This window comes from Microcoleus sp. Aus8_D2, assembly GCF_036702665.1.
Taxonomy (GTDB): domain Bacteria; phylum Cyanobacteriota; class Cyanobacteriia; order Cyanobacteriales; family Microcoleaceae; genus Microcoleus.
Map to the genome: position 1 here is coordinate 1 of NZ_JAUBUN010000072.1, position 23,128 is coordinate 23,128.

The 23,128-nt window shown below is 48.2% G+C and carries 20 protein-coding genes, 1 pseudogene and 1 riboswitch; of the genes and pseudogenes, 13 read left to right on the plus strand and 8 right to left on the minus strand.

The window, feature by feature from the left end:
* The 3 genes and pseudogenes from QUB64_RS31480 to QUB64_RS31490 all read right to left on the minus strand — a co-directional run.
* Window positions 1–212 (minus strand): annotated as a pseudogene (locus tag QUB64_RS31480) (photosystem II q(b) protein); the annotation flags it as partial.
* 360 nt (window positions 213–572) lie between these two features.
* Complete coding sequence (locus QUB64_RS31485; protein WP_333278370.1) at window positions 573–1,283, minus strand: precorrin-2 C(20)-methyltransferase; 711 nt, start codon at window positions 1,281–1,283, stop codon at window positions 573–575.
* On the minus strand, window positions 1,280–1,909 hold the full coding sequence (locus tag QUB64_RS31490) for a precorrin-8X methylmutase (protein WP_333278368.1): 630 nt from the start codon (window positions 1,907–1,909) through the stop codon (window positions 1,280–1,282). Before QUB64_RS31490 ends, QUB64_RS31485 begins: the two co-directional genes overlap by 4 nt.
* A 5-nt stretch (window positions 1,910–1,914) precedes the next feature.
* Here QUB64_RS31490 and QUB64_RS31495 point away from each other — a divergent pair, with 5 nt between their 5' ends.
* Window positions 1,915–2,151, plus strand: coding sequence for a hypothetical protein (locus tag QUB64_RS31495; protein ID WP_333278366.1), 237 nt, complete (start codon window positions 1,915–1,917; stop codon window positions 2,149–2,151).
* A gap of 121 nt (window positions 2,152–2,272) precedes the next feature.
* On the opposite strand, the gene cobG is transcribed toward QUB64_RS31495, so the two are convergent.
* Complete coding sequence (gene cobG / locus QUB64_RS31500; protein ID WP_333278364.1) at window positions 2,273–3,706, minus strand: precorrin-3B synthase; 1,434 nt, start codon at window positions 3,704–3,706, stop codon at window positions 2,273–2,275.
* Window positions 3,707–3,771: 65 nt separating this feature from the next.
* A riboswitch (adenosylcobalamin-variant (AdoCbl-variant) riboswitch) is annotated at window positions 3,772–3,851 on the minus strand.
* 82 nt (window positions 3,852–3,933) lie between these two features.
* On the opposite strand from cobG, the gene QUB64_RS31505 reads away from it, so the two are divergent.
* Window positions 3,934–4,434 carry a GNAT family N-acetyltransferase gene (locus tag QUB64_RS31505; RefSeq protein ID WP_333278361.1) on the plus strand — a complete coding sequence of 167 codons (501 nt, stop codon included), beginning with the start codon at window positions 3,934–3,936 and terminating at the stop codon, window positions 4,432–4,434.
* A gap of 17 nt (window positions 4,435–4,451) precedes the next feature.
* Window positions 4,452–5,660: a precorrin-6y C5,15-methyltransferase (decarboxylating) subunit CbiE gene (gene cbiE, locus QUB64_RS31510; RefSeq protein WP_333278359.1), complete on the plus strand. Its 1,209-nt coding sequence runs from the start codon at window positions 4,452–4,454 to the stop codon at window positions 5,658–5,660.
* Between the two features lie 597 nt (window positions 5,661–6,257).
* Here cbiE and QUB64_RS31515 read toward each other — a convergent pair.
* The 4 genes from QUB64_RS31515 to QUB64_RS31530 form a co-directional block, all read right to left on the minus strand.
* Complete coding sequence (locus tag QUB64_RS31515; protein WP_333278357.1) at window positions 6,258–9,689, minus strand: class I SAM-dependent DNA methyltransferase; 3,432 nt, start codon at window positions 9,687–9,689, stop codon at window positions 6,258–6,260.
* Between the two features lie 187 nt (window positions 9,690–9,876).
* A complete protein-coding gene (gene cphA, locus QUB64_RS31520) occupies window positions 9,877–12,600 on the minus strand; it encodes a cyanophycin synthetase (RefSeq protein WP_333278354.1) in 2,724 nt (907 codons plus the stop codon).
* A gap of 335 nt (window positions 12,601–12,935) precedes the next feature.
* Window positions 12,936–13,829 (minus strand): cyanophycinase, encoded by an 894-nt coding sequence (locus tag QUB64_RS31525; protein WP_333278351.1) that lies wholly within the window; start codon window positions 13,827–13,829, stop codon window positions 12,936–12,938.
* A gap of 296 nt (window positions 13,830–14,125) precedes the next feature.
* Window positions 14,126–15,364 (minus strand): RNA-guided endonuclease InsQ/TnpB family protein, encoded by a 1,239-nt coding sequence (locus QUB64_RS31530; RefSeq protein WP_333278349.1) that lies wholly within the window; start codon window positions 15,362–15,364, stop codon window positions 14,126–14,128.
* A 248-nt stretch (window positions 15,365–15,612) separates the two neighbouring features.
* On the opposite strand from QUB64_RS31530, the gene trmD reads away from it, so the two are divergent.
* The 10 genes from trmD (at window position 15,613) to larB (ending at window position 22,820) form a co-directional block, all read left to right on the plus strand.
* Window positions 15,613–16,287: a tRNA (guanosine(37)-N1)-methyltransferase TrmD gene (gene trmD, locus QUB64_RS31535; protein ID WP_333278347.1), complete on the plus strand. Its 675-nt coding sequence runs from the start codon at window positions 15,613–15,615 to the stop codon at window positions 16,285–16,287.
* 64 nt (window positions 16,288–16,351) lie between these two features.
* Window positions 16,352–17,275, plus strand: coding sequence for a hypothetical protein (locus QUB64_RS31540; protein ID WP_333278345.1), 924 nt, complete (start codon window positions 16,352–16,354; stop codon window positions 17,273–17,275).
* A gap of 6 nt (window positions 17,276–17,281) precedes the next feature.
* Window positions 17,282–17,707 carry a DUF1517 domain-containing protein gene (locus tag QUB64_RS31545; RefSeq protein ID WP_333278343.1) on the plus strand — a complete coding sequence of 142 codons (426 nt, stop codon included), beginning with the start codon at window positions 17,282–17,284 and terminating at the stop codon, window positions 17,705–17,707.
* Window positions 17,708–17,945: 238 nt separating this feature from the next.
* A complete protein-coding gene (locus tag QUB64_RS31550) occupies window positions 17,946–18,242 on the plus strand; it encodes a hypothetical protein (RefSeq protein WP_333278340.1) in 297 nt (98 codons plus the stop codon).
* A gap of 1 nt (window position 18,243) precedes the next feature.
* Complete coding sequence (locus QUB64_RS31555; RefSeq protein WP_333278338.1) at window positions 18,244–18,423, plus strand: hypothetical protein; 180 nt, start codon at window positions 18,244–18,246, stop codon at window positions 18,421–18,423.
* 93 nt (window positions 18,424–18,516) lie between these two features.
* A complete protein-coding gene (ispF, locus tag QUB64_RS31560; RefSeq protein WP_333278335.1) occupies window positions 18,517–18,996 on the plus strand; it encodes a 2-C-methyl-D-erythritol 2,4-cyclodiphosphate synthase in 480 nt (159 codons plus the stop codon).
* 33 nt (window positions 18,997–19,029) lie between these two features.
* Window positions 19,030–19,584, plus strand: coding sequence for a hypothetical protein (locus QUB64_RS31565; protein WP_333278333.1), 555 nt, complete (start codon window positions 19,030–19,032; stop codon window positions 19,582–19,584).
* Window positions 19,556–20,128, plus strand: coding sequence for a PIN domain-containing protein (locus QUB64_RS31570; protein ID WP_333278331.1), 573 nt, complete (start codon window positions 19,556–19,558; stop codon window positions 20,126–20,128). Before QUB64_RS31565 ends, QUB64_RS31570 begins: the two co-directional genes overlap by 29 nt.
* Before the next feature lie 28 nt (window positions 20,129–20,156).
* Window positions 20,157–21,932 (plus strand): ABC transporter substrate-binding protein, encoded by a 1,776-nt coding sequence (locus tag QUB64_RS31575; RefSeq protein ID WP_333278329.1) that lies wholly within the window; start codon window positions 20,157–20,159, stop codon window positions 21,930–21,932.
* 108 nt (window positions 21,933–22,040) lie between these two features.
* The gene (larB, locus tag QUB64_RS31580) at window positions 22,041–22,820 is read left to right on the plus strand and encodes a nickel pincer cofactor biosynthesis protein LarB (RefSeq protein ID WP_333278327.1); all 780 of its coding nucleotides are present in this window, start codon (window positions 22,041–22,043) and stop codon (window positions 22,818–22,820) included.
* The last annotated feature ends 308 nt before the right edge of the window (window positions 22,821–23,128 follow it).

The following is a 23,128-nucleotide window of genomic DNA, read 5'->3' on the forward strand; positions in this document are numbered from 1 at the left end:
AAGGAACCAGCTACTGGTTCGCGGATGCCGTCGATGTCCACTGGAGGAGCAGCGATGAAGGCGATTACGTAGCAGATTGTTGCAGTCAGCAAGGTAGGAATCATCAAGACGCCGAACCAACCTACATAGAGGCGGTTGTCGGTGCTGGTGACCCAGTTGCAAAACTGCGACCACAGGTTGGCGCTTTCGCGCTGCTGTAAAGTAGCTGTCATTGTTTTATGATTGCGTTATTTGGTTTTCAATGTTCGTGACGGCTTTGTGTTCCGCCATGTAAATAAATATAAAGGATATTCTAAGCTTTGTAAAGACCTGTAACAACAGATTAACTGATGTAAGGTATAAGCGTGAGTTATCTATGTTGCAATTGCTGATAAAGAGCAAAGAATTGACAAGAAAAGGATAAGCCTGGAAGCGCGCTACTTTCAGGCACGGGATAATCAGTTAATTTGAGATGAGAGATGGAAGATTTTTGATTGATTCCAGAGGTAAATCTGGCGGCTCTCTCTCATTTGTAAACTTTGTTTGAGATCCACGACTCCTGTCTTGAAGCAAGTATCCGTCTTTAAGTAAGGTCAAGATACAGACTTTTGCTGGCTGGGTATCATCACCAGCGCCCAGTAGGGAACTTCGGCTGGATCGACTTCTGCGATCGCCCGAATGGACTGATTTGGCATAGTTGCCCGCTCTATATATAGTGCGCGATCGAACTGTCCCAACTCAATCAGCACGTCTCGGACTTTCGCAAAGTGCCTCCCCAGCTTAATGATCACAGCAGCATCAACCAGCGCCAGCCGATCGCGCAAAACATCAGCATCCAGCGTCGCAGGCATAATGCTTAACACATCGTTGCGGTAAGTCAGCGGCACTCCCAGCGCACTCGCACTCGCCATTGTCGAAGAAATTCCTGGCACAACTTCGGTAGTAAACTTTCCCGACAAACGGTTAAATAAATACATAAACGAGCCGTAGAGAAAAGGCTCGCCCTCGCACAAAACCGCCACATCCCGACCCTCGCTGAGGTGGGCGGCAATTTTCTCGGCTGCAATATCGTAATAAGGTTGAGACGATCGCGTCGGGCTAAAAGGCAGCGGCATCGGAACTTCTATTTGCTCCGGGCGCAGATAATCTGCGACGATCGCCCGCGCTAGCACCTTACCATTTTCCATCGCCGGATACGCAATCACCGGCACCGATTGCAAAATTCGATAAGCTTTCAATGTAATCAATTCTGGATCGCCTGGGCCGATGCCCAATCCGTACAATTTACCAGTAGTCTTAGTCATAGTTCGTCCTCTTGAGCTAACGCATTCACGGCCGCCGTTGCCATTGCACTGCCACCCCGCCGCCCGTGTAGCGCGATAAATGGCACTCCCCGACTGTTGGCAGCGAGTTCGGCTTTGGATTCCGCCGCCCCCACAAATCCTACCGGGAAACCCAGAATTAACGCTGGTTTGGGGGCTCCGGCATCTAGCATTTCCAGCAGTCGGAATAAAGCAGTCGGGGCATTGCCGATCGCGACAACTGCACCCTCTAAGTTATCTAGCCATAAATCGAGGGCTGCTGCCGATCGAGTATTGCCGATTTGGCGAGCCAACTCGGGGACATCGGGATGCCAGAGGGTGCAAATCACTGGATTGTCGGCGGGTAGGCGTTTGCGGGTGATGCCTTCGGCTATCATCCTGGCATCGCATAGAATTGGTGCGCCTGCTGCGAGGGCTTGGCGCCCGTGGGTGGCGGCAAGGGGGGAAGCTGCTAAGTCTTTAACGATGTCGATCATTCCGCAACTGTGAATTAGTCGCACTGCGACTGTTTCTAAGTCTGGTGGTAGGTTTGACAAGTCTGCTTCGGCGCGGATTGTGGCGAAGGATTTTTGGTAAATTTCTGTTCCGTCTCGGATGTAGTCAATCATGGGGAATGGGGAATGGGGCATGGGGAATGGGGCATTGGGCATGGGGCATCGGGCATGGGGCATTGGCCAAACAGGGAATGGGGCATTGGGCATGGGGCATCGGGCATGGGGCATTGGCCAAACAGGGAATGGGGCATTGGGCATCGGGCATCGGGCATTGGGCATTGGCCAAACAGGGAATGGGGCATTGGGCATCGGGCATCGGGCATTGGGCATTGGGAGACTGTACTTTACTTTATTGATTTGAAATTGTTATGGGAAGTTTGTTTGATTTGTGAAAGAAAAGTTTTTTTTAATGAACCGCGAAGGCGCAAAGGGCGCGAAGGAAGAAAGAGAAGGGGAAATGATGACAGTTTGTCTGTTTTAATGATTGTCTGGGCTAAGTAATTTCTGCAATTTGTCGATCGCCCACCGATCGCAAAATTCGCCTAATGATTCTTGAGGTTCTCGAAACCGCTGATACACCCGCACCATTCGCTCGATCGCGCGGGGCATCTCGGCTACACTGACGGCTGGGAAGATTTGCCGTCCAAAGGGCAAGTCTTTTCTACCTGCATAAATGTTGTAAGCTGCGATGGTTTCGCCTTTCTGCTGAATCTGAATTCCTACTAGGGTGATGTCAATTGGCTGGTGTTGGGCGCAGGATTTTTCGCAGCCGCTGAAATGTATGTTGATCGATCGGTCGAGCGTCAGTTTTTGCGCTAAATCCCTCACTATTTCTAGGGCGTGAGTTTGAGTATCTGTCGCCGCCGAGGCACAGCCGCTGTTGCCGGCGCACGCAACTAAGCAGGAATCTAGGCGAGTTGCGGATGAGTGCAATCCTAAATCGGCGATTTGCTGTTTGACCTCGGAAACCTCGGAGTTCGGGATGTCAGAAATCACCAGATTTTGCCACGGTGTGAGTCTGAGGGTGCCGCTGGCTATTTTTTGGGCTAAATTTGCCAATTTTCTCAGTTGCTTTGATTCTAGCTTACCTAGGGGCAGTGCAATGCCAATGTAGGAGAAATCGGACTGTCGCTGACGGTGGATGCCGAGATTGCCGTTGGGTGCGATCGCCCTTTCTGAAAGTTCGATCGACCTTCGCCCCAAAGCAAACGGCAAATTTTTCTCTATTTTTTCTAGATAACTTTCAGCGCCCCAATCTGCTAGCAGGTGGCGCAAGCGCGGTTTTTTACCATCTATTCGCGGTCGCTTTTTTGTGTATTCAAGATAAGCACCAGTTAAGGCTGCTAATACTGCAATACATTGCGATTGTTCGATGATAATTCCTGTATCGCCCTTTAAATACAGCCGAAAAACTATTTCGGAATTTCCCGATCGCCTTTCTGCTGCTAATAAAATATCGTTCCGTAGATTGCGGATCGAAACCGCTTCGCCACCGTCAAAGCCAATGCTGAATTTAGCCGAAAGTTCCGATAACTCAGGATGGGTTTGCAGGTAATTATCCCAAGCTGAAACTAGCGGGCGAGTATCTAGTAACTGTTGGCGATCGATTCCTGCTGTCGGACTTGCCATCATATTCCGAATTGGGTCAACTTCAACGCGGCGAGATGCTAATCCCAATTCCTGCAAATCCTGCCAAACTTCAGGGGCGATTTCCGAGTGCAATTCTCGGATTTGCAAATTTGCCCGATTGGTGACTTGCAAATAGCCGGTACTGTAGCGATCGACTAAATTGGCGATCGTCCGACATTGCTGTACATTTAAAATTCCCCCCGGAATCCGCATCCTCGATAAAACTCCGTCTCGGGATCGGGAACCGTAAAATAAACCCGGACAAGTCGGTAAATCACTCAAAAGCAACAAATAATCTCCTTCCCCGTGCGACGCAGGGAACCTAGAAGTAAACGCGCAAAACAAATCCTGAAATCGGCATTCTGACTTTCACAGTTGCGGCACAGCGCCGGAATTGCACCGGACTTTCCCGCTTTCAGGTTTCAGAAATGTATCATAAGTCGATCGCCAGCAGCCAAAACTCTCAACTTTCTTAACAAATGCCCCATCACCCAAAGAAAATAACCTACATGATACTTAAAACTCAGAGATTGGTTTTGAAACAAATTTTGGATAGCGATCTCAACAAGCTCCACCGAATTTTTACTGATTCCTATGTGAGGAGATATCTGTGTGACGGCGAAATCTGGTCGCTGCAACAAGTAGAAGAAATGTTGGCTGAGAATCAAAAGCTGTTTGCAGAAAAGAAATTTGGTCTTTGGTTTGTGGAGACAAACACCGATCGCGAAATTATTGGATTTGTTGGTTTGTGGTATTTTTTTGAGGAAGAACAACCACAGTTAATTTACGCATTGCTGCCAACTGCAACTAAACAAGGCTACGCTACTGAAGCTGCCACTAAAATTATAGAATATGGTTTTGATGAACTTGGCTTTGAGTATGTTGTCGCAAGTTGCGATCGCCCAAACATTGAATCATGCAAATTAGCAGCAAGACTCGGCATGAGACAAGTAGAAGAAAGGAGTGTGAATGAAAATCCCATATTATTCTTTAGAATTGATAAGTCGTAATTAGCACACAGGGCGCAATGCACAAATGGCTTTCGGTGGTGGGAATTGGCGAAGACGGACTTTTGGGATTGAGTCCGATCGCCCGATCGTTACTCGATCGATCTAAAATCATTGTCGGTGGCGCGCGCCACCTCGCCATGCTACCAACCGACGACACCCGCGAAAAATTGGTTTGGAGCTCGCCGCTACAAGCAACAATCGACAACATCATCAGCCGTCGCGGCGAGTCTGTTTGCGTGCTCGCCAGCGGCGATCCGATGTGTCACGGGATTGGTGTCACGCTGTTGCGCCGGATTCCGATTTCCGAAATGACTGTGATTCCCGCAGCATCAGCTTTTAGTCTGGCTGGTGCGCGTTTGGGTTGGGCGCTGGCGGATGTTGAGACTTTCAGTTTAACAAATCGCCCGATCGCCTCGATCGCCCTTAGTTTCTCTCCCGGTGCGCGCTTGCTAGTCTTGAGTGCCGATCGACACACGCCGGGAAAGGTTGCCGAATTGTTGACACAGCGGGGCTTTGGCAGCAGTTTGATGACCGTGTTCGAGCGGATGGGAGGGGACTCGGAACGGCGGATCGAAGGGGTTGCAGCAGCTTGGAATGAGTCGGATTTAGCCGATTTGAATACGATCGCCATTGCCGTTGCAGCCGATCGCGAAACTCTGCTGTTTCCCCGCACTTCTGGCTTACCGGATGCTGCGTACCGCCACGACGGACAGTTGACCAAACGCGAAGTTAGAGCCGTTACGCTGTCGGCGTTAGCGCCGATTCCGGGGGAGTTGCTGTGGGATGTGGGGGCGGGCTGCGGCTCGATCGCGATTGAGTGGATGCGGAGTCATCGGAGTTGTCGGGCGATCGCGATCGAACGCCATCCAACTAGACTGGAATATATTGCCGAAAATGCGTCTAATTTCGGTGTTCCAGAACTCAAAATCGTGGCGGGAGACGCGCCCGCTGCTTTGGTAAATTTGCCGCAACCGGATGCTATTTTCATCGGCGGCGGTGTCACCGCAGAAGCTTTGCTGGAAACTTGTTGGAATGCTTTAGGTGAGGGCGGCCGTTTGGTAGTAAATGCGGTGACTGTTGAGAGCGAACTTAAAGTTTTACAATGGCATGATATTTACGGTGGCGAACTGATGAGAATTGGAATTCAGAAAGTAGGGGCGATCGGCTCTTTTCTCGGTTGGAAACCGCTAGCACCGATTACGCAGTGGGCGGCAGTTAAGAGATGAAAGGCGATCTCTTTTTGGGAAAGCTATGATAAAAAATCAACGATTCTACATTTAAATTTCCTGCCAAAGCTCAATCATCCTCTTGTGGGATGGGCTTCTAGCCCGTCCCGAAAGGCAGTAGCTGATTATCTAAGATAATAGATCGGGAGTTTTGCAAAAATGATCGACGACCAAGAAGTAACAACCGCAGTTAAAATCCCCGCTGTTCATACCAATTTGAAAAAGGGTTGCTACAATTGTTGATTTTATACAAATTATATTTCACGTGCATAACCTCCGCCGGACACGGCAGTGCCGTTTCCCTACATAAATATTGCCTCTGATTTATATATCAATATGGTTCAGTATTTGTAGGGTGCGCCGCCACGAATAATTATCGCTATCAACCCTGATTAAGCGAGCGACGCACCTGATACTTCTGACCAGTCGAGACAAACCCTAAACTTGTTCGACCGCACTAATTTTTCTAAATGGGATCGGGTGCGTCGCTATAAGTTTCTCGGTTTTTATGCAAGGGATTGTCGATGGCGACACACCCTACGAATAATTTTGGAAGAGTTTTGAAAATTTCTCTAAAAATCAAAAGACAACAGAAACTTACCGAGTATTTTCAGATTCTGCAAGGTGCCAGAAAGTCATCGCATTTTCAGTATGACTGAGCAAAATACCCAAATCTTCCAAGCTTTCCAAACAGTCGAGAATCACTTTTTGTTTGCGATTTGCGCCTTTGAAATGGGCGGTGACTTGGCTAGCAGTCCATTCGCCGCTTTGGGTGCGAAACAAGTCGCGGATGGCGGAAAGTTGCTCTTTGAGGGTTTTGGGAAAGGGTTGTTGTTCGGTGGGAGTAATGGCGGTTTCGGTTTCGGTGGTGATACCTTCAAGAGTTTGTTGTACGTAGGTTTCGCCGGGATTTTGGTAGTCGGGACGCAGCCAGCGAATGTGTCCGTTGCGTTCTTCTGCGGCGCGTTGGGCGTTGAGGGTGACGAGGTTTTCGAGGATTTGGTCGTCGGTGAGGGTGGGTTCCCAACCGTAGGCGGCAAATACGGCCGCATTGAGTTCGTCGTGGATTTGTTTGAGGGTGGAGACTAGGGCTTTTTGGTTGAAGGCTTTGTCTTTTTCGGTGAGGGGTTCGCCTTTGCGGAGTTTTTCTAGGAGGTTGTACATCCCGGTGATGGTGACTTCGGGGTGAGTGGTTTGAACTCGTTTGCGATGGCGATCGAGGCGTTCTCCGAGTTCGCGGATAATTTGTTTTTGGGTGTCGGTTGGGTCGGGGAAGGGGAAGGGGTCGAAGCATCGAGTTTTGTTGTAACGCGGATCGTTTCCAACTCCCAATCTTCCGCCTGCTGCCAGCGACCAAGTAACATGAACTCGACTCGAAAGAACTCCTAAGAAATAAGCATCATCAAGGGCGAATGTTACTAAAGTGCTATCAGGCACAATATCACTTTCAACAAAACCAAAAGACTGATGTTTTGCAGTTTCAGGAATTGCAATGTATCTAGGTAAACCATTAGTCGCTTCTCGAAATTGAGGTCTTGGATGACCGATAACCCACCAAAATTCCCTAAATAGTTTATTCCTATTTTGATCGCGCTCAGGCTTGGCAAAATCCAAAAGATATTGATATAAATTTGGAAATTCTACTTTCAGCTTATCTAAACTTACGCCAAAAAGGTCTATTACATAGATTCCTCTAGGACTCTGAACAAAGTCGCGACCATTTAGATAAGGATGTATATAATTATTTAATTTTTCATCTGTTCCTAGTCCTAGTTCAATTGCTTGCTCTCTAGGAACCTGAAAGGCAGATCCGATAGTCTTCATTCCAACCGAACACAGAGATTTATTGGAGTTGAGAGATTTTGTTGAAGTTAGATCTGTGCCAATAGATAAATCTGAATTGATCACACCTATTTCTGTTATGGTCTGAAAAACCAAATCCTCAGTTTCATCAGAATCGCTCAATTCTTGTATAACGCTCATTAGTTTCCCAATAGATTTATCATGCTGCCCAGCGGTCATGGCAATCCGAACTGCTGCACCGTCTGTAGAATCAACCCAAGGATGGTCAGGAATTGCAAATATCAATGATATAGATGGCTGGGCTTTAAGCTTTTCTTCGACAACACGACGTACAAAAGTTTGCTTAATGGTGTTAGTTGTAATCATTCCAAAACGTTTCACTGATCCATTGCGAGTAAGATCAGCAGAGTGATTCCACCACCACATGACATAATCACTAGCTTGAGGAACATTAGACCAGGCTTTTTGTAAAGCATCTACATAGGTATCACCTAACATTCCACGCATTCTTTTTGATCCAATAAACGGCGGATTCGAGACAATATAATCCGCCTCCGGCCACTGAGCCGCCCTCGGATTCAAATATCGATAAATCGTTACTTGATCCGTCGGATCGGGAATATCTTCCCCCGTCACTAGACTTTTCATCATCCTTCCGCCCCACCTGCTTCTTACCTTCCCCGCTGCATCCACATCCGGCTCTATTCCGTCACAGGCTAAAACCGCATCGCGACATTCAATATTGTTGTACTCCCGCAATACAGGTTCGATCGGCGGAAGATCGCCAAACCGCCGAAAATGCCACTGCAAATACCCTATCCAAATTACCAAATCTGCGATCGCCGCCGCCCTAGGATTGATCTCAATCCCCAAAAACTGACTGGGATTCACCTGAGCAATATCTAACCGCAACTGCGCCGCACCTGTGACATCCTCCAAGCGCCGCAACACCTCCGACTCCAACCCCTTCAACAAATCCAACGTGACATACAAAAAATTCCCCGATCCGCACGCCGGATCGAGAATCTTCACCTGTTGTAACTGATTCAAAAATGCCTCTAAAACAGCGATCGCCTTTTTCCTTTGATTTGCAGTCGGTTCCGCTTCCCCCGCGTTGAGCAACTGTTTAACCTCCGCTTGTACCGCAATCCAGCGATCGCCCAAAGGCTCCATCACCACGGGTTTTACCAACCGTTCCACATACGATCGCGGCGTATAATGCGCCCCCAACTTACTTCTTTCCCGCGCATCCAGCGCCCTCTCCAACAACGTCCCAAAAATCGCCGGTTCCACATTGCACCAATCCCGCTTCGCAGCCTGTAACAACACCTGCAACTGCGCCTTCGTCAGCGCAAACGCCCCAGAATCGGCAAACAATCCGCCATTAAACCGCAATAACTTGCCATGAAAGCCAAAACTCGTCCCCTGATTCATCGCTTCCCACAGCGCCTCTACCTCCGGTTTAAACGTCTTCGAGTTGAGAATCCATCGCGTTTCTAGCGCCTGGGTAAACAGATGTTCCTTCAGCAACCCGACATCTTCAGCAAACATGGTAAAAATACAGCGCATCAAAAACTGGGCGACTTGCTGCGGATCTACCTTCGCCTCCATTCCCTTCGCCAACTGTGCCAAATCCGCCGCCACTTCCCGCGTTACTCGCGCTGCAATCTTCTCCGGGTTGCGCTGCTGCGGGTTGGTGAAAATATCGACAAATAGATCGAATACATCGGCTTTCCGCAACTCCACCAATCCAATATCTCGCCGCGCCCCATAGCCGCCATAGTCGCCGCTAAATCCCATCCACAATTCAAAATGATCGCCAATATCGCAAGTCAATAAAAACGGCGGTTTGCTGCTGAGACTGCGCGTATAGGCAACTGCTTGCACAAAGGCTTTTTCCATCTCTCGCAAATAGCTATTTGTTCCCCGCTTTGCAGTTCCTTTTTTACCCGTGGTTCCGCCCTGTTTGGCTTCTATTAAAAAATGCTCGGCTTTATGAAAATCGATAAACCCCGGAGTTATCTTGCCGCTGGGGTGAAAGATTTTGACATCTTTGTCAAAGCAGTAGGGATCGTTGGGAATTCTGCCTTTATCAAAAGGGCGATCGACTCCCAGCGCATCGCACATTTCCGCAAAAAACAGTTGGTAGTTTGCCCGTTCGTTACCGCTAGAACCGTCCCAGCGCGTGATGAATGTTTCGATTCTGGTGCGATCGGCCTCATTCATGCTTCAACCCTGCTGCTTGCTTTTTCCTTATTCTATACGGTTTGTAGTAAGGACTTTAGTCCTCCGATAGTCAGGACTAAAGTCCTCACTACAAACTAATGTTATTGCGTTGTTGTTTGAGTTTAAAAAAATAGGTTGGGTTTAACACAAGTCAACCCAACCTATTAATTCAATGAAACTTAAGACTTTAGCCTTGATTAACCACCGAAGTTTTCAAACTGTCCCGCGACTCGGATACCCGATCGACAATAGCAGCATTTACCGCAGATTCCTGAATCGGCTTCCGGGCTTCAATCAAAGCCAGCGCTTTCGTGACACCTTCGGGTAAAATCACCACCAAACTGCCCTTCGGCGCTTCATCTAAAGCCTTGTTAACAGCCGTTGTTTCGTCGAGAATCAATTCGTATTCAACTTTAGATTTGTCTGGGGTGCGTGCAGCGATCGCCTCGGCAATTCCCTGACAAATTAATTTGGCCACCACACCGGGTTCTCGGCCCCGTCTGTCAAGATCTTCTTTGACAATAATGCGATCGAACATATCGGCCGAAAGTTTGCCCAAGGTGACAAAATCTTCATCTCGTCTATCCCCAGGCGCACAAACTACCCCAATCCGCATTCCCTGCCAATTCTTCACGAAACTGCCCAAAGCCTTGTAGCTGTGCGGGTTGTGGGCGTAGTCCAGCAAAGCGTGATAGCTGCCCAAATTAAACAGGTTCATCCGTCCAGGAGTTTGACCGACGGAGGCCTGAAAGCTGGACAAAGCCGATCGAATATCCTCTATTTTCACTCCTTGAGCAAAGGCCGCCAAACAAGCCGCCAAAGCATTAGCAATCATAAACGGCGCGCGCCCGCCCATTGTCAGCGGCACATTCACAGCCTGCTCAATTCTCAGCGTCCAATCGCCTTTGAGGATCGACAAATACCCATTTTCGTAAATCGCAGCCAGCCCGCCCGCAGCGGTGTGTTTGGCAACCAATTCGTTGTCCGGGTTCATCGAAAAATATGCAATTTGAGCCTTGACACGCTGCGCCATTTCTGATACCAGCGGGTCGTCGGCATTCAAAACTGCATAACCTTTGGGCATTACCGACTCGACGAGGACGCTCTTGAGTTTGGCCAGTTGTTCCACGGTGTCGATGTCGCCAATTCCCAAGTGATCGGCTGCGACGTTCAAAACGACGCCGACATCGCACTGATCGAAGCCCAAGCCCGATCGCAAAATGCCACCTCTAGCCGTTTCCAGCACCGCCACTTCCACCGTCGGATCGGACAAAATCAACTGAGCGCTTTGCGGCCCGGTATTATCTCCGCTTTCGACCAAATAATCGCCGATGTAAGTGCCATCGGTAGTCGTGTAGCCGGTCATCTGACCAGTCTGCTTGACAATGTGAGCCAACAGGCGAGTGGTTGTAGTTTTGCCGTTGGTTCCCGTCACCGCTAAAATCGGCACTCGGCTGGGTTGAGGCGAGGGGAACAGCATATCGAAGACTGCGCCGGCGACGTTGCGGGGCAAACCCTGACTCGGGGCGACGTGCATTCTGAAACCCGGTGCGGCGTTGACTTCGACGATGACGCCGTTGACATCGCGCAGGGGTACGGAAATATCGTCTGTTACTACGTCAATGCCGGCGATGTCCAAGCCGATGATTTTTGCGACTCGGGAAAATAGCCAGACGTTTTCTGGATGGATTTCGTCGGTGCGATCGACTGCAATGCCGCCCGTACTCAAGTTTGCTGTCGCGCGCAAGAAGACTCTTTTGCCGGCCGGCAATACCGAATCCATTGCGTAGCCTTGTTTTTGCAGCAAATCGAGTGTCAATTTGTCGATCGTGATCCGGGTGAGCACGTTGTCGTGTCCGTCTCCCCGCTGCGGGTCGCGGTTGACTTCTTCAACGAGCTGTTCTACTGTATCTCTGCCGTTACCCACAACGTTAGCGGGGACTCTTTCGGCGACTGCTACAACTTGTCCGTTGACTACCAATACTCTATGGTCGCGTCCGGTATAATAGCGTTCGACAATCACACTCTTGGTTTTTGATGCCGCGCTGGCTAAATCGTAGGCTTCTTCTGCTACTTCCCAGGAGTTGATGTCGATCGTAATTCCGCGGCCGTGGTTCCCGTCTAGCGGTTTGAGGACGATCGGAAAACCGCCCACATCTTCGATCGCCCCGCGCAGTTCGTCCAAATAATTAATCACCGTCCCTCTGGGAACCGGTACGCCAGCAGCGCCGAGGATATTTTTGGTACCTTCCTTATCGCAGGCTAGTTCTACCCCCAAAACTCCCGTGCGGTTGCTCAGAGTTGCCTGAATCCGCTTTTGGTGAACTCCGTAACCGAGTTGAATCATAAACCGAGCGCTCAATGGTATCCAGGGAATGCCGCGAGCTTCTGCTTCCTTGATCAGTGTTTCGGTACTCGGGCCCAGGGCTGCCGACAAAGCAAACTCTCTGAGGTCTCTTAAATCTTGGACTAATTCTGCCGCTGGATAAGAGCCAGTATCGGCAATGCTCTGGCAGATCCGCACGCCCGCTCGCGTGGCATAGCGACCTGCTTGTTCGTTTTGATACTCGATTACTACTTGGTAAATGCCTGGTGTGGCCGTCTCGCGGGTGCGACCGAACCCGACCGGCATTCCTGCCATTTCCTGAAGTTCTAGGGCGACGTGTTCGATGACGTGTCCCATCATTGTGCCTTCTCTGACCCGTTGCAGAAAGCCTCCCTGATAGCCGGGGGAACAGTGATGGTCGTCCAAACTCGGGAGTGTGGCGGTCAACCCTTCGTAGAAGCCAGGAATTTCAGATGTAGTTTTATCTGCCAACTCCTCTAAATCCAGACGCATGAGGACGAGTTTGTGGCGTCTGATGCTCCAGTAGTTGGGGCCGCGTAACGTCTGGATTTTAAGTATTTTCATGACTGTAAGAGGGGTATGGGTCGCTAAATCTTATAGGTAATTGCAGCATTTATTCAATTTGGAGCTAGATTGCTCGATAGACTGTTCGCTGCGAACAGTTTTGGGGTGAATTTCCAGTTATGGGCAGCCCGCGTTCACAATTCATGCTCCCGCGATCGGCTAGAAACAAGAGCAGGTCAAGGCAGAAACAAACTATAAGCCAGAAGGTAGAATTTTGTGATTCTACCTTCTGGTGTCAGCCCGTGGCTGCTTCGGAATACATCCTTTTGTTGTATCCATGATTCGGCCCGAATGCCGCATACTTTCTGCCCGATCGATGACTCTGATATTCTGCGTTAGTTTGCTGTGCGGCATTCCAAAGGCCAGCCCGACTCGGAACAGGCCGCCGATGGCATTGGTTTGCCTAGGGGCATATTGTAGCAATCTCCGTGACATAGAACGTGCAAGCGCATATTGAAGAGACTTAAAGGTTCTGTCGCTCCTATTTGAGACTCGTTGGTATAAAAGTTTTCCCTAGAATCAACAATAGTCACCGTGCCTTTACCGAGAACTTTCATAGTATCGTCTCCCTCAAACAAGGCGCAAGTATCTTCGTCAATACCAATAGCGAGGCGATCGGGATGACAAGCCACAGCCGACAGCAAGCGAGCCATGCGGTTACGGTTGTGAAAATGCTGGTCTACGATGATATTGGGAATAATGTTAAGTCCGTTTGCCATGTCTACTAAAGAGCGGTTCGGTGACGCGCCGCTCCCGCCGCCTGCAATCATGTGATATCCCATCACCGCAGCACCCGCGCTGGTGCCGGCGAGGGTAATCTTACCCGAGAGAGTATATTCGCGAATTTTTTCCATCAGCGGGGTGTCCGCCAGCAGCCCGCAGAGCCGCAGTTGGTCGCCACCTGTGATAAATACGCCCGTACAGTCTTCTAAATAATCTTTCCAGACGGGGTTTTCGCCTTGTTCGCGTTCGCGGATGTCAATGACTTTGACGGCGCTCACGCCCATTTCGTCAAATATGGTGCGGTAGCGGTTGCTAATTCCTTCGGGATCTCGGGAAGCGCAGGGGACGATCGCCAGCCGAGCGTTTGCACCCCCAGCACGGCAAAAAAAGGTATTCAGAATCTCTCGCCCGTGCACTTTGTCTTCGGCTCCCCCGATGACCATAATCGAGGTTTTCGTGCGCTGGGAAAGATTGTGTTCCAAGGCTTGAGATGTCAACTGCTGCATGGTGTGTCTTCCTCTGTTGGATGTGAAATTAAATTTTGCCGTGGCTGTGGGTAAGATGGGGCTTTTTAAGAGTGAATATTTTTTCCTGCTAGTGAAGTGCCGTGACCGATCGCGCGATCGCGCACTTGCTTGGGCGCGAGTTTACGAAAGTCACTGTCCTGAGAACTGATGATTTGCGTACAAAATCGGCTCGCAGACAAAAGAATAAAATTTAACTTGCAAAAATGCTCAGAAATTATAAGGAATTATAAAGAATAAAGCAATTACTGAAAACCGATCGGCCTCTCCGGGTCAAACTAGAGGTGATGTATCATTGACACTCCCCAGCCGTTCATGCGTGGGGATTCTTGGTTCGCGGTCAGAACTTGCCCTACCAGGGTTGCCCCAAGTAGCGTAGAGGTTCCAACTCCCCAAGCGTTACTTCCGGTCTGCCCGACCGTAGTTGCTTTACGCAAAATGTTAATTGCCGCATTTTTGTCCCTGTCCGCTACATATCCACACTGCGGGCATTCATGAGTTCTTGTACTCAATGTTTTCTCTACATGATGCCCGCAATTGGAGCATTGAATGCTCGTGTATTGTGGAGGAACGGCAACAGCTTTTCGCCCAAACTTGCTGGCAAAGTATTCAATCCAGTGACGGAATTGATACCAGCTCGCATCGTTAATGGACTTAGCGAGTTTGTGATTCTTGACTATATTGCGAACCTTTAAGTCTTCATAGACTACCCAGTCGTTAGACTGGCAAACGCGACGCGCTAGTCTCTTAGCGTGTTCGGTACGTTGCCTACTTACTCTTAAATGTTTCTTGGCATATCTAGCCCTAGCTTTGCGTCGGTTAGATGACCCCTTCTTTTTCTTGTAGATGCGTCGCTGAGCGTGCTTGATGGCAGCTTCGGCATTTCTCAAAAACCGGGGATTGGGTTCTCCGTGACCGTTAGAATCAACGTAGAATTCCTTCAGTCCTACATCCAACCCAATCGCATTTCCCGCTGGTTCGAGTGGTGTTGTCCCATCAACATCAACACAGAACTGAACGTAGAACCCGTTGGCTCTTTTGACAATCCTGACTCGTTTTATGGACTTGACCTGGTAGGTGTGAATATCCCACTTTCCCAATAGTTTAAGCTCACCAATCCCTTTTTTATCGGTGAAAGTTATGCGTCTAGAAGTCGGGTGAAGCACCCAGCCACTGGTTTTGTATTCAACAGAACGGTTGTCTTTCTGGAATCGAGGAAATCCCTTTTTACCGGGCTTCGCTTTCTTGCAGTTGTCATAAAAGCAAGAGATAGCTGACCAAGCCCGCTCGGCCGCAGCTTGTACTGCCATCGAGTTGAGGTTTTTGACGAAATTGAATTCGTTGCGTAGTTCTGTTGAGTATTTATTCAAAGCAAATCGGCCAATCTTGGCTTCTTTCGGTGCATCCATCCAATGGCGCAAGCATTTGTTCCGGATGAATTGGACTGTCCGAATCGCTTCTGCGAGCGCCTTGTCTTGACCGGGTTTTGCCTTGACTTTGTACTCTAGAACTAGCATTGTTCGACCTTCAATGTGCTACCATCGTATTGTAGCAACAGATGTTGTAACGTGGCGAAAAACAAAATGCTTAGAGTCAGGATGTCTGACTTTGAGTTTGAACAACTGAAGCAAGAGGGTTTCCAAGGAGGGGATTCCCATGTCCGATCAGAGTGAGAAAATTAATCTCTCAACTGCCAAAGCCGATTTTAAAGCCGTCTTAGAAGGACGGGGTTTTAGACCCATTTCTTTGAGAAATTTCAATTATTGTGCGATTTGACGTTGTTACCCTGTTTCCAGAATTTTTCCGGGCTCCCCTAGAGTCGGGACTGATGGGCAAAGCCTTAGCTAAAAATATTGCTGAGGTGAATTTTGTCAATCCCCGCCATTTTACCACAGACAAGCACCAGCGAGTCGATGACGAGCCTTACGGAGGCGGAGTCGGGATGCTGATGAAGCCGGAACCGATTTTTGCTGCGGTGGAGTCGCTACCGGTGTTGTCTAGGCGGGAGGTGATTTTGCTGACTCCTCAAGGGGAACCGATGCAGCAGCCGATGTTTCGGGAGTTCGCCACCAAACGCGATCAGTTGGTGTTGATTTGCGGCCATTATGAGGGTGTGGACGATCGAGTGCTGCACTTGGTAACTCGCGAAGTGTCTCTAGGCGATTTTGTACTCACTGGGGGCGAAATTCCCGCTTTGGCTTTGATTAATGGGGTTTTGCGATTGTTGCGGGGAACTGTAGCGAAGGAAGATTCGCTGAAATTTGAGAGTTTTGAAGACGGACTTTTGGACTATCCGCAGTACACTCGACCGGCCGATTTTCGGGGATTGAAGGTGCCCGACGTGTTGCTGTCTGGTAATCACGCAGAAATTGCTCGCTGGCGCAAGGAACAGCAAATTGCCAGAACTCGATCGCGCCGCCCGGATTTGCTAGCGGATTAATTAACTGTGGGCTGTGGGCTGTTGACATTCTTGATTTAACACGGTATTTTTCCCCGAGAAATTTATGCTAAAAAATCAACTTTTGTGCTGTTGGGCGATCGCCTTTTTGCTCGCCGGTGAAGTTACTGTAAATTTAACTGCTAACAGCAACGGTCAACTGTTCAAGATCAACCGGGAAGCTTTGGCCAAAAGCAGCGGCGGCAGCAGTGGCCCAAGTAGTGGCGGGCGATCGAGTTCTTCTAGTTCTAGTTCCACTTCCAGCCGTTCTAGTTCTTCTAGTTCTTCTAGTTCCAGCAACAGCAGATCGAATAGTGCTGCTAGTTCCAGTCCCAGCCGCCCCAGCAACAGCGGAAATACTGGGGGAAGAGTTCGCAGCGGCTCTTTTGAAAAGCCTGCCGCACCTGCACCTGTCGCCGCACCTAACCCTCCGATTCCGCAACAATCTAGCAATAACAGAACAGTAATTATCCAGCGGCGCACCTATAATTCAGGGCCGAGTTATGTAGTTCCTTACAATTACGGTAACACTCAGCCAAATACAGGTTCCAATCAACAGCCCGCAGCCAATCCAGCACCAGTCACTACTGATAATAATTCTGGAGACGGCGATATTAGTTCGCCATCTTCAGACACTCCCAATAACAGCCAGCAAAATATCGGTTCTGATCGACAACCAGCCGTCAATGCACCAGCACCAATTACCACTGACAACAACTCGGATAGCCCTGCGAGTTCGGAATCTGATGATGATTGGAAATTTGTGGTGTTTTGGCTGTTTGTTGCTGGAGGTTGTGTCGCGTTAATTGCTTACTGTATTTACTATTATCGACAACATCCTGGAAAAGCAGCCAAAACACACATTTTTGCCGTCAATAAATTGCAATTTGCTATGTTAGCAGAAGCTCGCGAAGTCCCCAGTAAGCTAACTGAATTAACGTTAAATTATGATATAAAAAATGCGACTAAACGTGCGGAATTTTTGCAATAAGCTGTTTTGATTATTTTGCGAAATCGGGAAAAGTGGACTCACGTTTGCGCGAATTCCCAGATAGTCGCAAGTCGAGAAGAAGCGACGCAAATATTCAATCAAGTCTCGATGCAAGAACGCAGCAAGTTAAGTGTGGAAACTTTGAGTATGGTTAATGGCGATATTCGTCGCAGACAGTCTGTTAGTGCTGGCGACGAAGGGCCTGGAGAGTATATTGTAGTCACGTTTTTGATAGGGACAGAGGATAAAAGACCGCTGTTTGGAGACATTCGCGATGTTGGGAAGTTGAAAGCAGTATTAGAGAAATCGGCGGCGACTCCTGCTGAGAATTTGCTGGTTTTAGAGGTGATTTGGAGTCCGCAGCAGGAAACGGATAGTTTGACTGGTGATGATTTGTTGGGTTCCTATGCGGATTTGATTCGGGTTGGTTGATGGCTATCGTTTGAATTTGGCAATTTTTGGAGATTTTGGGTACTCGCTCTTTGGGTCTATATTTGTTAGGATTTTATGAGCAAATAGTACATTCATAAAATTCGATATTTTGCGGACTGAAGTCCTCACTACAAACCTGATTTTACGGACTGAAGTCCTTACTACAAGCCTGATTTTACGGACTGAAGTCCTTACTACAAGCCTGATTTTACGGACTGAAGTCCTTACTACAAACCTGATGAGAATATTTTCAGCAGATAACTTAATTTACTTTTGGTTGCGATCGCCAGAACTAGCCGTAGCAAGAGTAGCCCGACGGGTAGCTAGCGGCGGTCATTCTATCCCAGAAGATGTCATCCGCCGTCGCTATGAGAGGGGACTGCGAAATTTGATTGCTCTGTATTTGCCACTGTGCGACAATTGGATTATCTATGACAACTCTCACGAAACTGCTCAGTTAGTGGCAGAAGGAAGTATCGAGCAAGAACAGATAATCTATAATATTGCAATCGGGAATCAAATCACTCAAAGATAAAATGAACGAATCGGAACCCCGAGAACTTTTCTCTAAAAAAATTGATGCGGGAGTGAAAGCGGCCGTTGCAGCAGCTATTGAAAGACACCGTAAATTAGGTGAATCTATTGCAGTTTGGGAAGATGGGAAAGTAGTAATTTTAACAGCCGATCGCATTCCTCCAATATCTGCCGAAAAGTAAAATAAGTCGATCGCCCAAAAAACTTACTCATCTCCACCCAGACTGTGAAATAATTGTCTGCTGTCTGCATTCCCCAAACATCTACTTTTTTACATGAACATCCGCATCGGTAACGGTTACGACATTCACTGCTTAGTTCCAGAACGCCCCCTGATCCTTGGCGGCGTCCACATTCCCCACGAATTAGGCTTATTAGGACACAGCGACGCAGATGTACTCACCCACGCGATTATGGACGCCATGCTGGGAGCTCTCAGTTTGGGAGATATCGGCCTGTATTTCCCGCCAACTGACCCAAAATGGAAAGGTGCAGACAGTCTCGTGTTGCTGGCACAAGTCAATCAGTTAATATTAGATAAAGGCTGGGAAATTGGCAATATTGACTCGGTGGTTGTCGCGGAACGTCCGAAGCTGAAACCGCATATCGAGCAAATGCGCGATCGCCTTTCTACTGTTTTACAACTAAAACCAGACCAAGTTGCGATCAAAGCTACTACTAACGAAAAGTTAGGCCCCGTGGGAAGAGAAGAAGGAATCGCAGCCTATGCTGTAGTTTTGCTCGGCAAAAAATAGAACTTTAATTTATACCGTAGGAAGGCTGAAATCATGGACACTGACACCTGGGAATTGCAATTACCCGTAGACGCGGATGTGATCGCGTTGGATAAGGACGATAACATAGTCGCACTCATCGAGGTAAAAATTATTCAAGCTCAAGAACCAGCCGCGAAACAGAAAATTGTCGATCGCGCGATCGATTGGCTGAAAGCTGTATTAGCTAAGCTGTCTGAAAAAAACGCGATTATCCCCTATGCTATGTTTATTGACGCGGAACAAATTTTGATTTTTAAATGGGATGGTGTGAATTTATCGGAGCCTGTTTGCACTCTCAATACTGGTGAAATATGTCGCTATTATATGCCGAGTTTTGGCAGTAAATGGTTCTCTAAACGTACCCTTGGGGGGCTGATAGAAGCGTGGCTGCATGACTTAGATTATAACTGGAAATCAGAAATTCCGCCAGCATCGGAACAGATAGCAGCCATCGGTTTGCTGCCATTACTCGCAGGGGGAACAACAAAATCCGGAGTGGAATTAGGTGGCAATTATATATATCGAGACCAACTTTCTGATGAGTATTGCTACGGGGTGCGATCCTGACGCAATTATGTTGCTCAGAGATTTTTCCTCATCAGTTCAGTTAGTCATACCCAGCATTTGTTACATGGAAGCTTGGTCAGCTTTCGAGGATGAGTTGAAGCGACAAAACTCTTTTAAGGAACAGCTAAATCGTCAAATTAGCGAAACAAAGCGAGATGTGACATCTGAATATGCCCCATCTCTACATTTTTACTTGGAACAGTCATTACTTTACTATCTAGAACGAATAGATGAAATTGAATTGCGGTTACGTGAAGCAATTTCTCTGATGTCAGAAAATGCAGAGATGATTGCATTAAATCCAGAGATTGTCCAAGCAAGCTTAAACGAAATTTTGATCGAAAAAGACCCAACAGACAATTTGATTCTACACTGTATCCTCAGTCATGCCCGATCGCATTCTACAGAAAGCAAAGTATTTCTCAGCGGTAACGTCAAAGAATTTGGTCTGTCGAAAGTTCGAGATGCTTTGCAGGAAGTCGGGATAACCAAGTATTTTTCGCGCACTGAAGACTTTCTCGGTTGGCTACAATCTCAGTCATAATGGCACCCAGGTGGTACAGTAAATTATTATGAAAATTTTCCCTATTTTACATTCAAAGCGCAGCTGGTTGGCTGTTCTGCTGGCTGCGATCGCAGCTATCAGTCTCTCTGCTTGCAGTCCCGTGCGATCGACTAACTTAGCAAACAGACTCATCGTTCCCACCCCCAGCGGCCCCGCCACCTTCAACTATCCGCTAAATCAATCTGCATACAGCGTGTTTGGCTATATGTACGAGGGATTGCTCAATGAAAACGGTCTGACATCGAAACTAGAACCCGGTTTAGCTGAATCCTGGGAAGTTTCTAAAGATGGCAAAAAGATTGTCTTCACCCTGCGAGAAGGATTGAAATGGTCGGACGGCGAACCGATGACAACTGATGATATTATATTCAGCTATGAAAAGATTTATTTCAATGAAAAAATTCCTAGCGGCTTGAAAGATACTCTGAGAGTTGGCATGAGCCGTCAATTGCCCAAAGTCAAAAAAATTGACAGCCGCCGCATTGAATTTTCAGTGCCAGAACCTTTTGCTCCTTTTATTAGATTTGCTGGGGGAATACCGATTTTACCAGCTCATATTTTACAGGAAGTTGCCACCCAGACAGAGGCTGACGGCAAGCCTAAATTCCTGTCTGCTTGGGGTACGGATACTGACCCGAAAAAAATTGTCGGTAACGGTCAATACCGAATGCTGAGCTATACTCCCAACCAGCGCGTTGTTTTGGAACGAAATCCGTATTTTTGGCGCAAAGATCCAGCAGGTAACAGTCAGCCTTACATCCAGCAAATTGTCTGGCAAATTATCGAAAATACTGATAATCAATTGCTGAATTTTCGATCGGGCGATTTGGATACCTTGGACGTACAGCCGGAAGTGTTTCCGCTGCTGAAACGGGAGGAAAAACGCGGCAAATATACGGTGTTCAACGGCGGGCCGGATACTGGCAGCGTGTTTATGTGTTTCAATCTGAATAAGGGGCGCAACGCTCAAAATCAGCCGTTTGTAGACCCGGTTAAGTCTCGCTGGTTCACGACTAAGGAGTTTCGGCAGGCGATCGCCTACGGCATCAACCGCGACAGCATGACTAACAATATTTATCGCGGACTTGGGGCGCCACTGCACTCTCCAATTCCGGCGCAAAGTCCGTTCTACTTGTCTCCAGAACAGGGATTGAAAACTTACAGTTACGATCCGCCAAAATCGAAAGAGTTACTGTTAAGTGCAGGATTCAAGTATAATAGTAACGGCGAATTGTTGGATGCTGAAGGCAACAAAGTGCGGTTTACTTTGTTGATGGCTGCGGGCAAAAAAGTTCGGGAGCAAATGGGAACGCAAATTAAGCAAGATTTGGGTAAACTGGGGATGCAAATTGATACCCAGTTCCTGAGTTTTAACACTTATGTGGAAAAGCTCCGCCTGACTAAAAATTGGGATACTTACCTCGGCGCTTTTACCGGAGGTACTGAACCCCACAGCGGCTACAATATTTGGTCAGTCAAGGGGACTTTGCACAGTTTCAACCAGGGCCAGCAAGCCGGAGAACCGCCGATTAAGGGTTGGGAAGTGTACGACTGGGAGCAGAAAATTGATGACTTGTATGTGAAGGCTTCCCAGGAGCTGGATGAGGCGAAGCGCAAGGAACTGTATGGGGAGACTCAGCGGATTATAGCGGAACAAGTGCCTTTTCTTTACATGGTGAATCCGCTGACTTTTGAGGCGGTGCGCGATCGCATTTCGGGAATTCGCTATAGTGCGATCGGCGGTGCTTTCTGGAATTTGTACGAACTGAAAATTACAGAATAGTCATTGGTTCGTAGTGAGGACTTTAGTCCGCTCTTTCCTAAGGACTAAAGTCCTCACTACGAACCAATTTTGCTATTGTTATTTTAGCTGAGAGGATATTATTAATTAATGGAACCTGAAATTTTACAGAAGTTACTCGAATCTGTAGCGGCCGGCGATGTTAGCCCGATCGCAGCTTTGGACAAATTAAAGCATTTTGACTTTCAACAAGTCGGCGATTTTGCCAAAATTGACCACCACCGCACGTTAAGAACCGGTTTTCCGGAAGTTATTTGGGGCCCGGGGAAAACCCCCGACCAAATTGTGAAGATTGTCGAAGCCATGCGCGGACGAAATCCTGCGGTGATGGCGACGCGAATTGAACCAGAGGTTTTTGAACAATTGCAGCAAAAAATACCCGATTTGTGCTACTACCAAACAGCTCGAATCTGTGCAATTTCTCCTAAATCCCTAACTCCCCAGCATCCGGGTACTGTGACTATTATCAGTGCGGGAACAGCGGATTTGCCTGTAGCGGAAGAGGCGGCTGTGACTGCGGAACTTTGCGGTTTTGGGGTGCGGCGTTTGTGGGATGTGGGAGTTGCCGGCATTCACCGCTTGCTGAGCAACCGGCACGTGATTGCTGGTGCTGATGTGTTGATTGCGGTTGCTGGTATGGAAGGTGCTTTAGCCAGTGTGGTTGCGGGTTTGGCGGATTGTCCGGTGATTGCTGTGCCGACGAGCGTAGGTTACGGCGCTAGTTTTGGCGGGATTGCTCCTCTTTTAACTATGCTCAATTCTTGTGCGGCTGGTGTGGGTGTGGTGAATATTGATAATGGCTTTGGGGCAGCGATTTTAGCTTGTCAAATTCTCAGAAGTGGCGATCGAGTGGGAAGACTGTCTGAGTAGGAGAATGGGAGAAGGGGAGAAGGGGACAGTGGCCATTTCCCCCCGGAAACATCTCAGTTTTGCATTTGTAGAGCTCTTCGAGGACGATCGCAAGTCGTACATACTTTTTGGGAGCTAGGATGCTCCCTGACAAATGACCAATGACCAATGACAAATGACAAATGACCAATGACCAATGACCAATGACCCATGACCAATGACCCATGACCAATGACCAATGACCAATGACCAATGCCCTATGCCCTATGCCCTATGCCCTATGCCCTATGCCCTATGCCCTATGCCCTATGCCCTATGCCCTATGCCCT

What these genes read in the sequence shown, in the direction of transcription:
- larB (WP_333278327.1), top strand. Translation starts at nt 22,041, where the DNA reads ATGGAACCTGAAATTTTACAGAAGTTACTCGAATCTGTAGCGGCCGGC.
- QUB64_RS31530 (WP_333278349.1), bottom strand. Translation starts at nt 15,364, where the DNA reads ATGCTAGTTCTAGAGTACAAAGTCAAGGCAAAACCCGGTCAAGACAAG.
- QUB64_RS31515 (WP_333278357.1), bottom strand. Translation starts at nt 9,689, where the DNA reads ATGAATGAGGCCGATCGCACCAGAATCGAAACATTCATCACGCGCTGG.
- QUB64_RS31495 (WP_333278366.1), top strand. Translation starts at nt 1,915, where the DNA reads ATGGGGAATGGGGCATGGGGAATGGGGCATTGGGCATGGGGCATCGGG.
- cbiE (WP_333278359.1), top strand. Translation starts at nt 4,452, where the DNA reads ATGCACAAATGGCTTTCGGTGGTGGGAATTGGCGAAGACGGACTTTTG.
- QUB64_RS31550 (WP_333278340.1), top strand. Translation starts at nt 17,946, where the DNA reads ATGAGAATATTTTCAGCAGATAACTTAATTTACTTTTGGTTGCGATCG.
- QUB64_RS31540 (WP_333278345.1), top strand. Translation starts at nt 16,352, where the DNA reads ATGCTAAAAAATCAACTTTTGTGCTGTTGGGCGATCGCCTTTTTGCTC.
- ispF (WP_333278335.1), top strand. Translation starts at nt 18,517, where the DNA reads ATGAACATCCGCATCGGTAACGGTTACGACATTCACTGCTTAGTTCCA.
- cphA (WP_333278354.1), bottom strand. Translation starts at nt 12,600, where the DNA reads ATGAAAATACTTAAAATCCAGACGTTACGCGGCCCCAACTACTGGAGC.
- QUB64_RS31505 (WP_333278361.1), top strand. Translation starts at nt 3,934, where the DNA reads ATGATACTTAAAACTCAGAGATTGGTTTTGAAACAAATTTTGGATAGC.
- QUB64_RS31575 (WP_333278329.1), top strand. Translation starts at nt 20,157, where the DNA reads ATGAAAATTTTCCCTATTTTACATTCAAAGCGCAGCTGGTTGGCTGTT.
- QUB64_RS31485 (WP_333278370.1), bottom strand. Translation starts at nt 1,283, where the DNA reads ATGACTAAGACTACTGGTAAATTGTACGGATTGGGCATCGGCCCAGGC.
- QUB64_RS31565 (WP_333278333.1), top strand. Translation starts at nt 19,030, where the DNA reads ATGGACACTGACACCTGGGAATTGCAATTACCCGTAGACGCGGATGTG.
- QUB64_RS31490 (WP_333278368.1), bottom strand. Translation starts at nt 1,909, where the DNA reads ATGATTGACTACATCCGAGACGGAACAGAAATTTACCAAAAATCCTTC.
- QUB64_RS31525 (WP_333278351.1), bottom strand. Translation starts at nt 13,829, where the DNA reads ATGCAGCAGTTGACATCTCAAGCCTTGGAACACAATCTTTCCCAGCGC.
- QUB64_RS31570 (WP_333278331.1), top strand. Translation starts at nt 19,556, where the DNA reads ATGAGTATTGCTACGGGGTGCGATCCTGACGCAATTATGTTGCTCAGA.
- QUB64_RS31555 (WP_333278338.1), top strand. Translation starts at nt 18,244, where the DNA reads ATGAACGAATCGGAACCCCGAGAACTTTTCTCTAAAAAAATTGATGCG.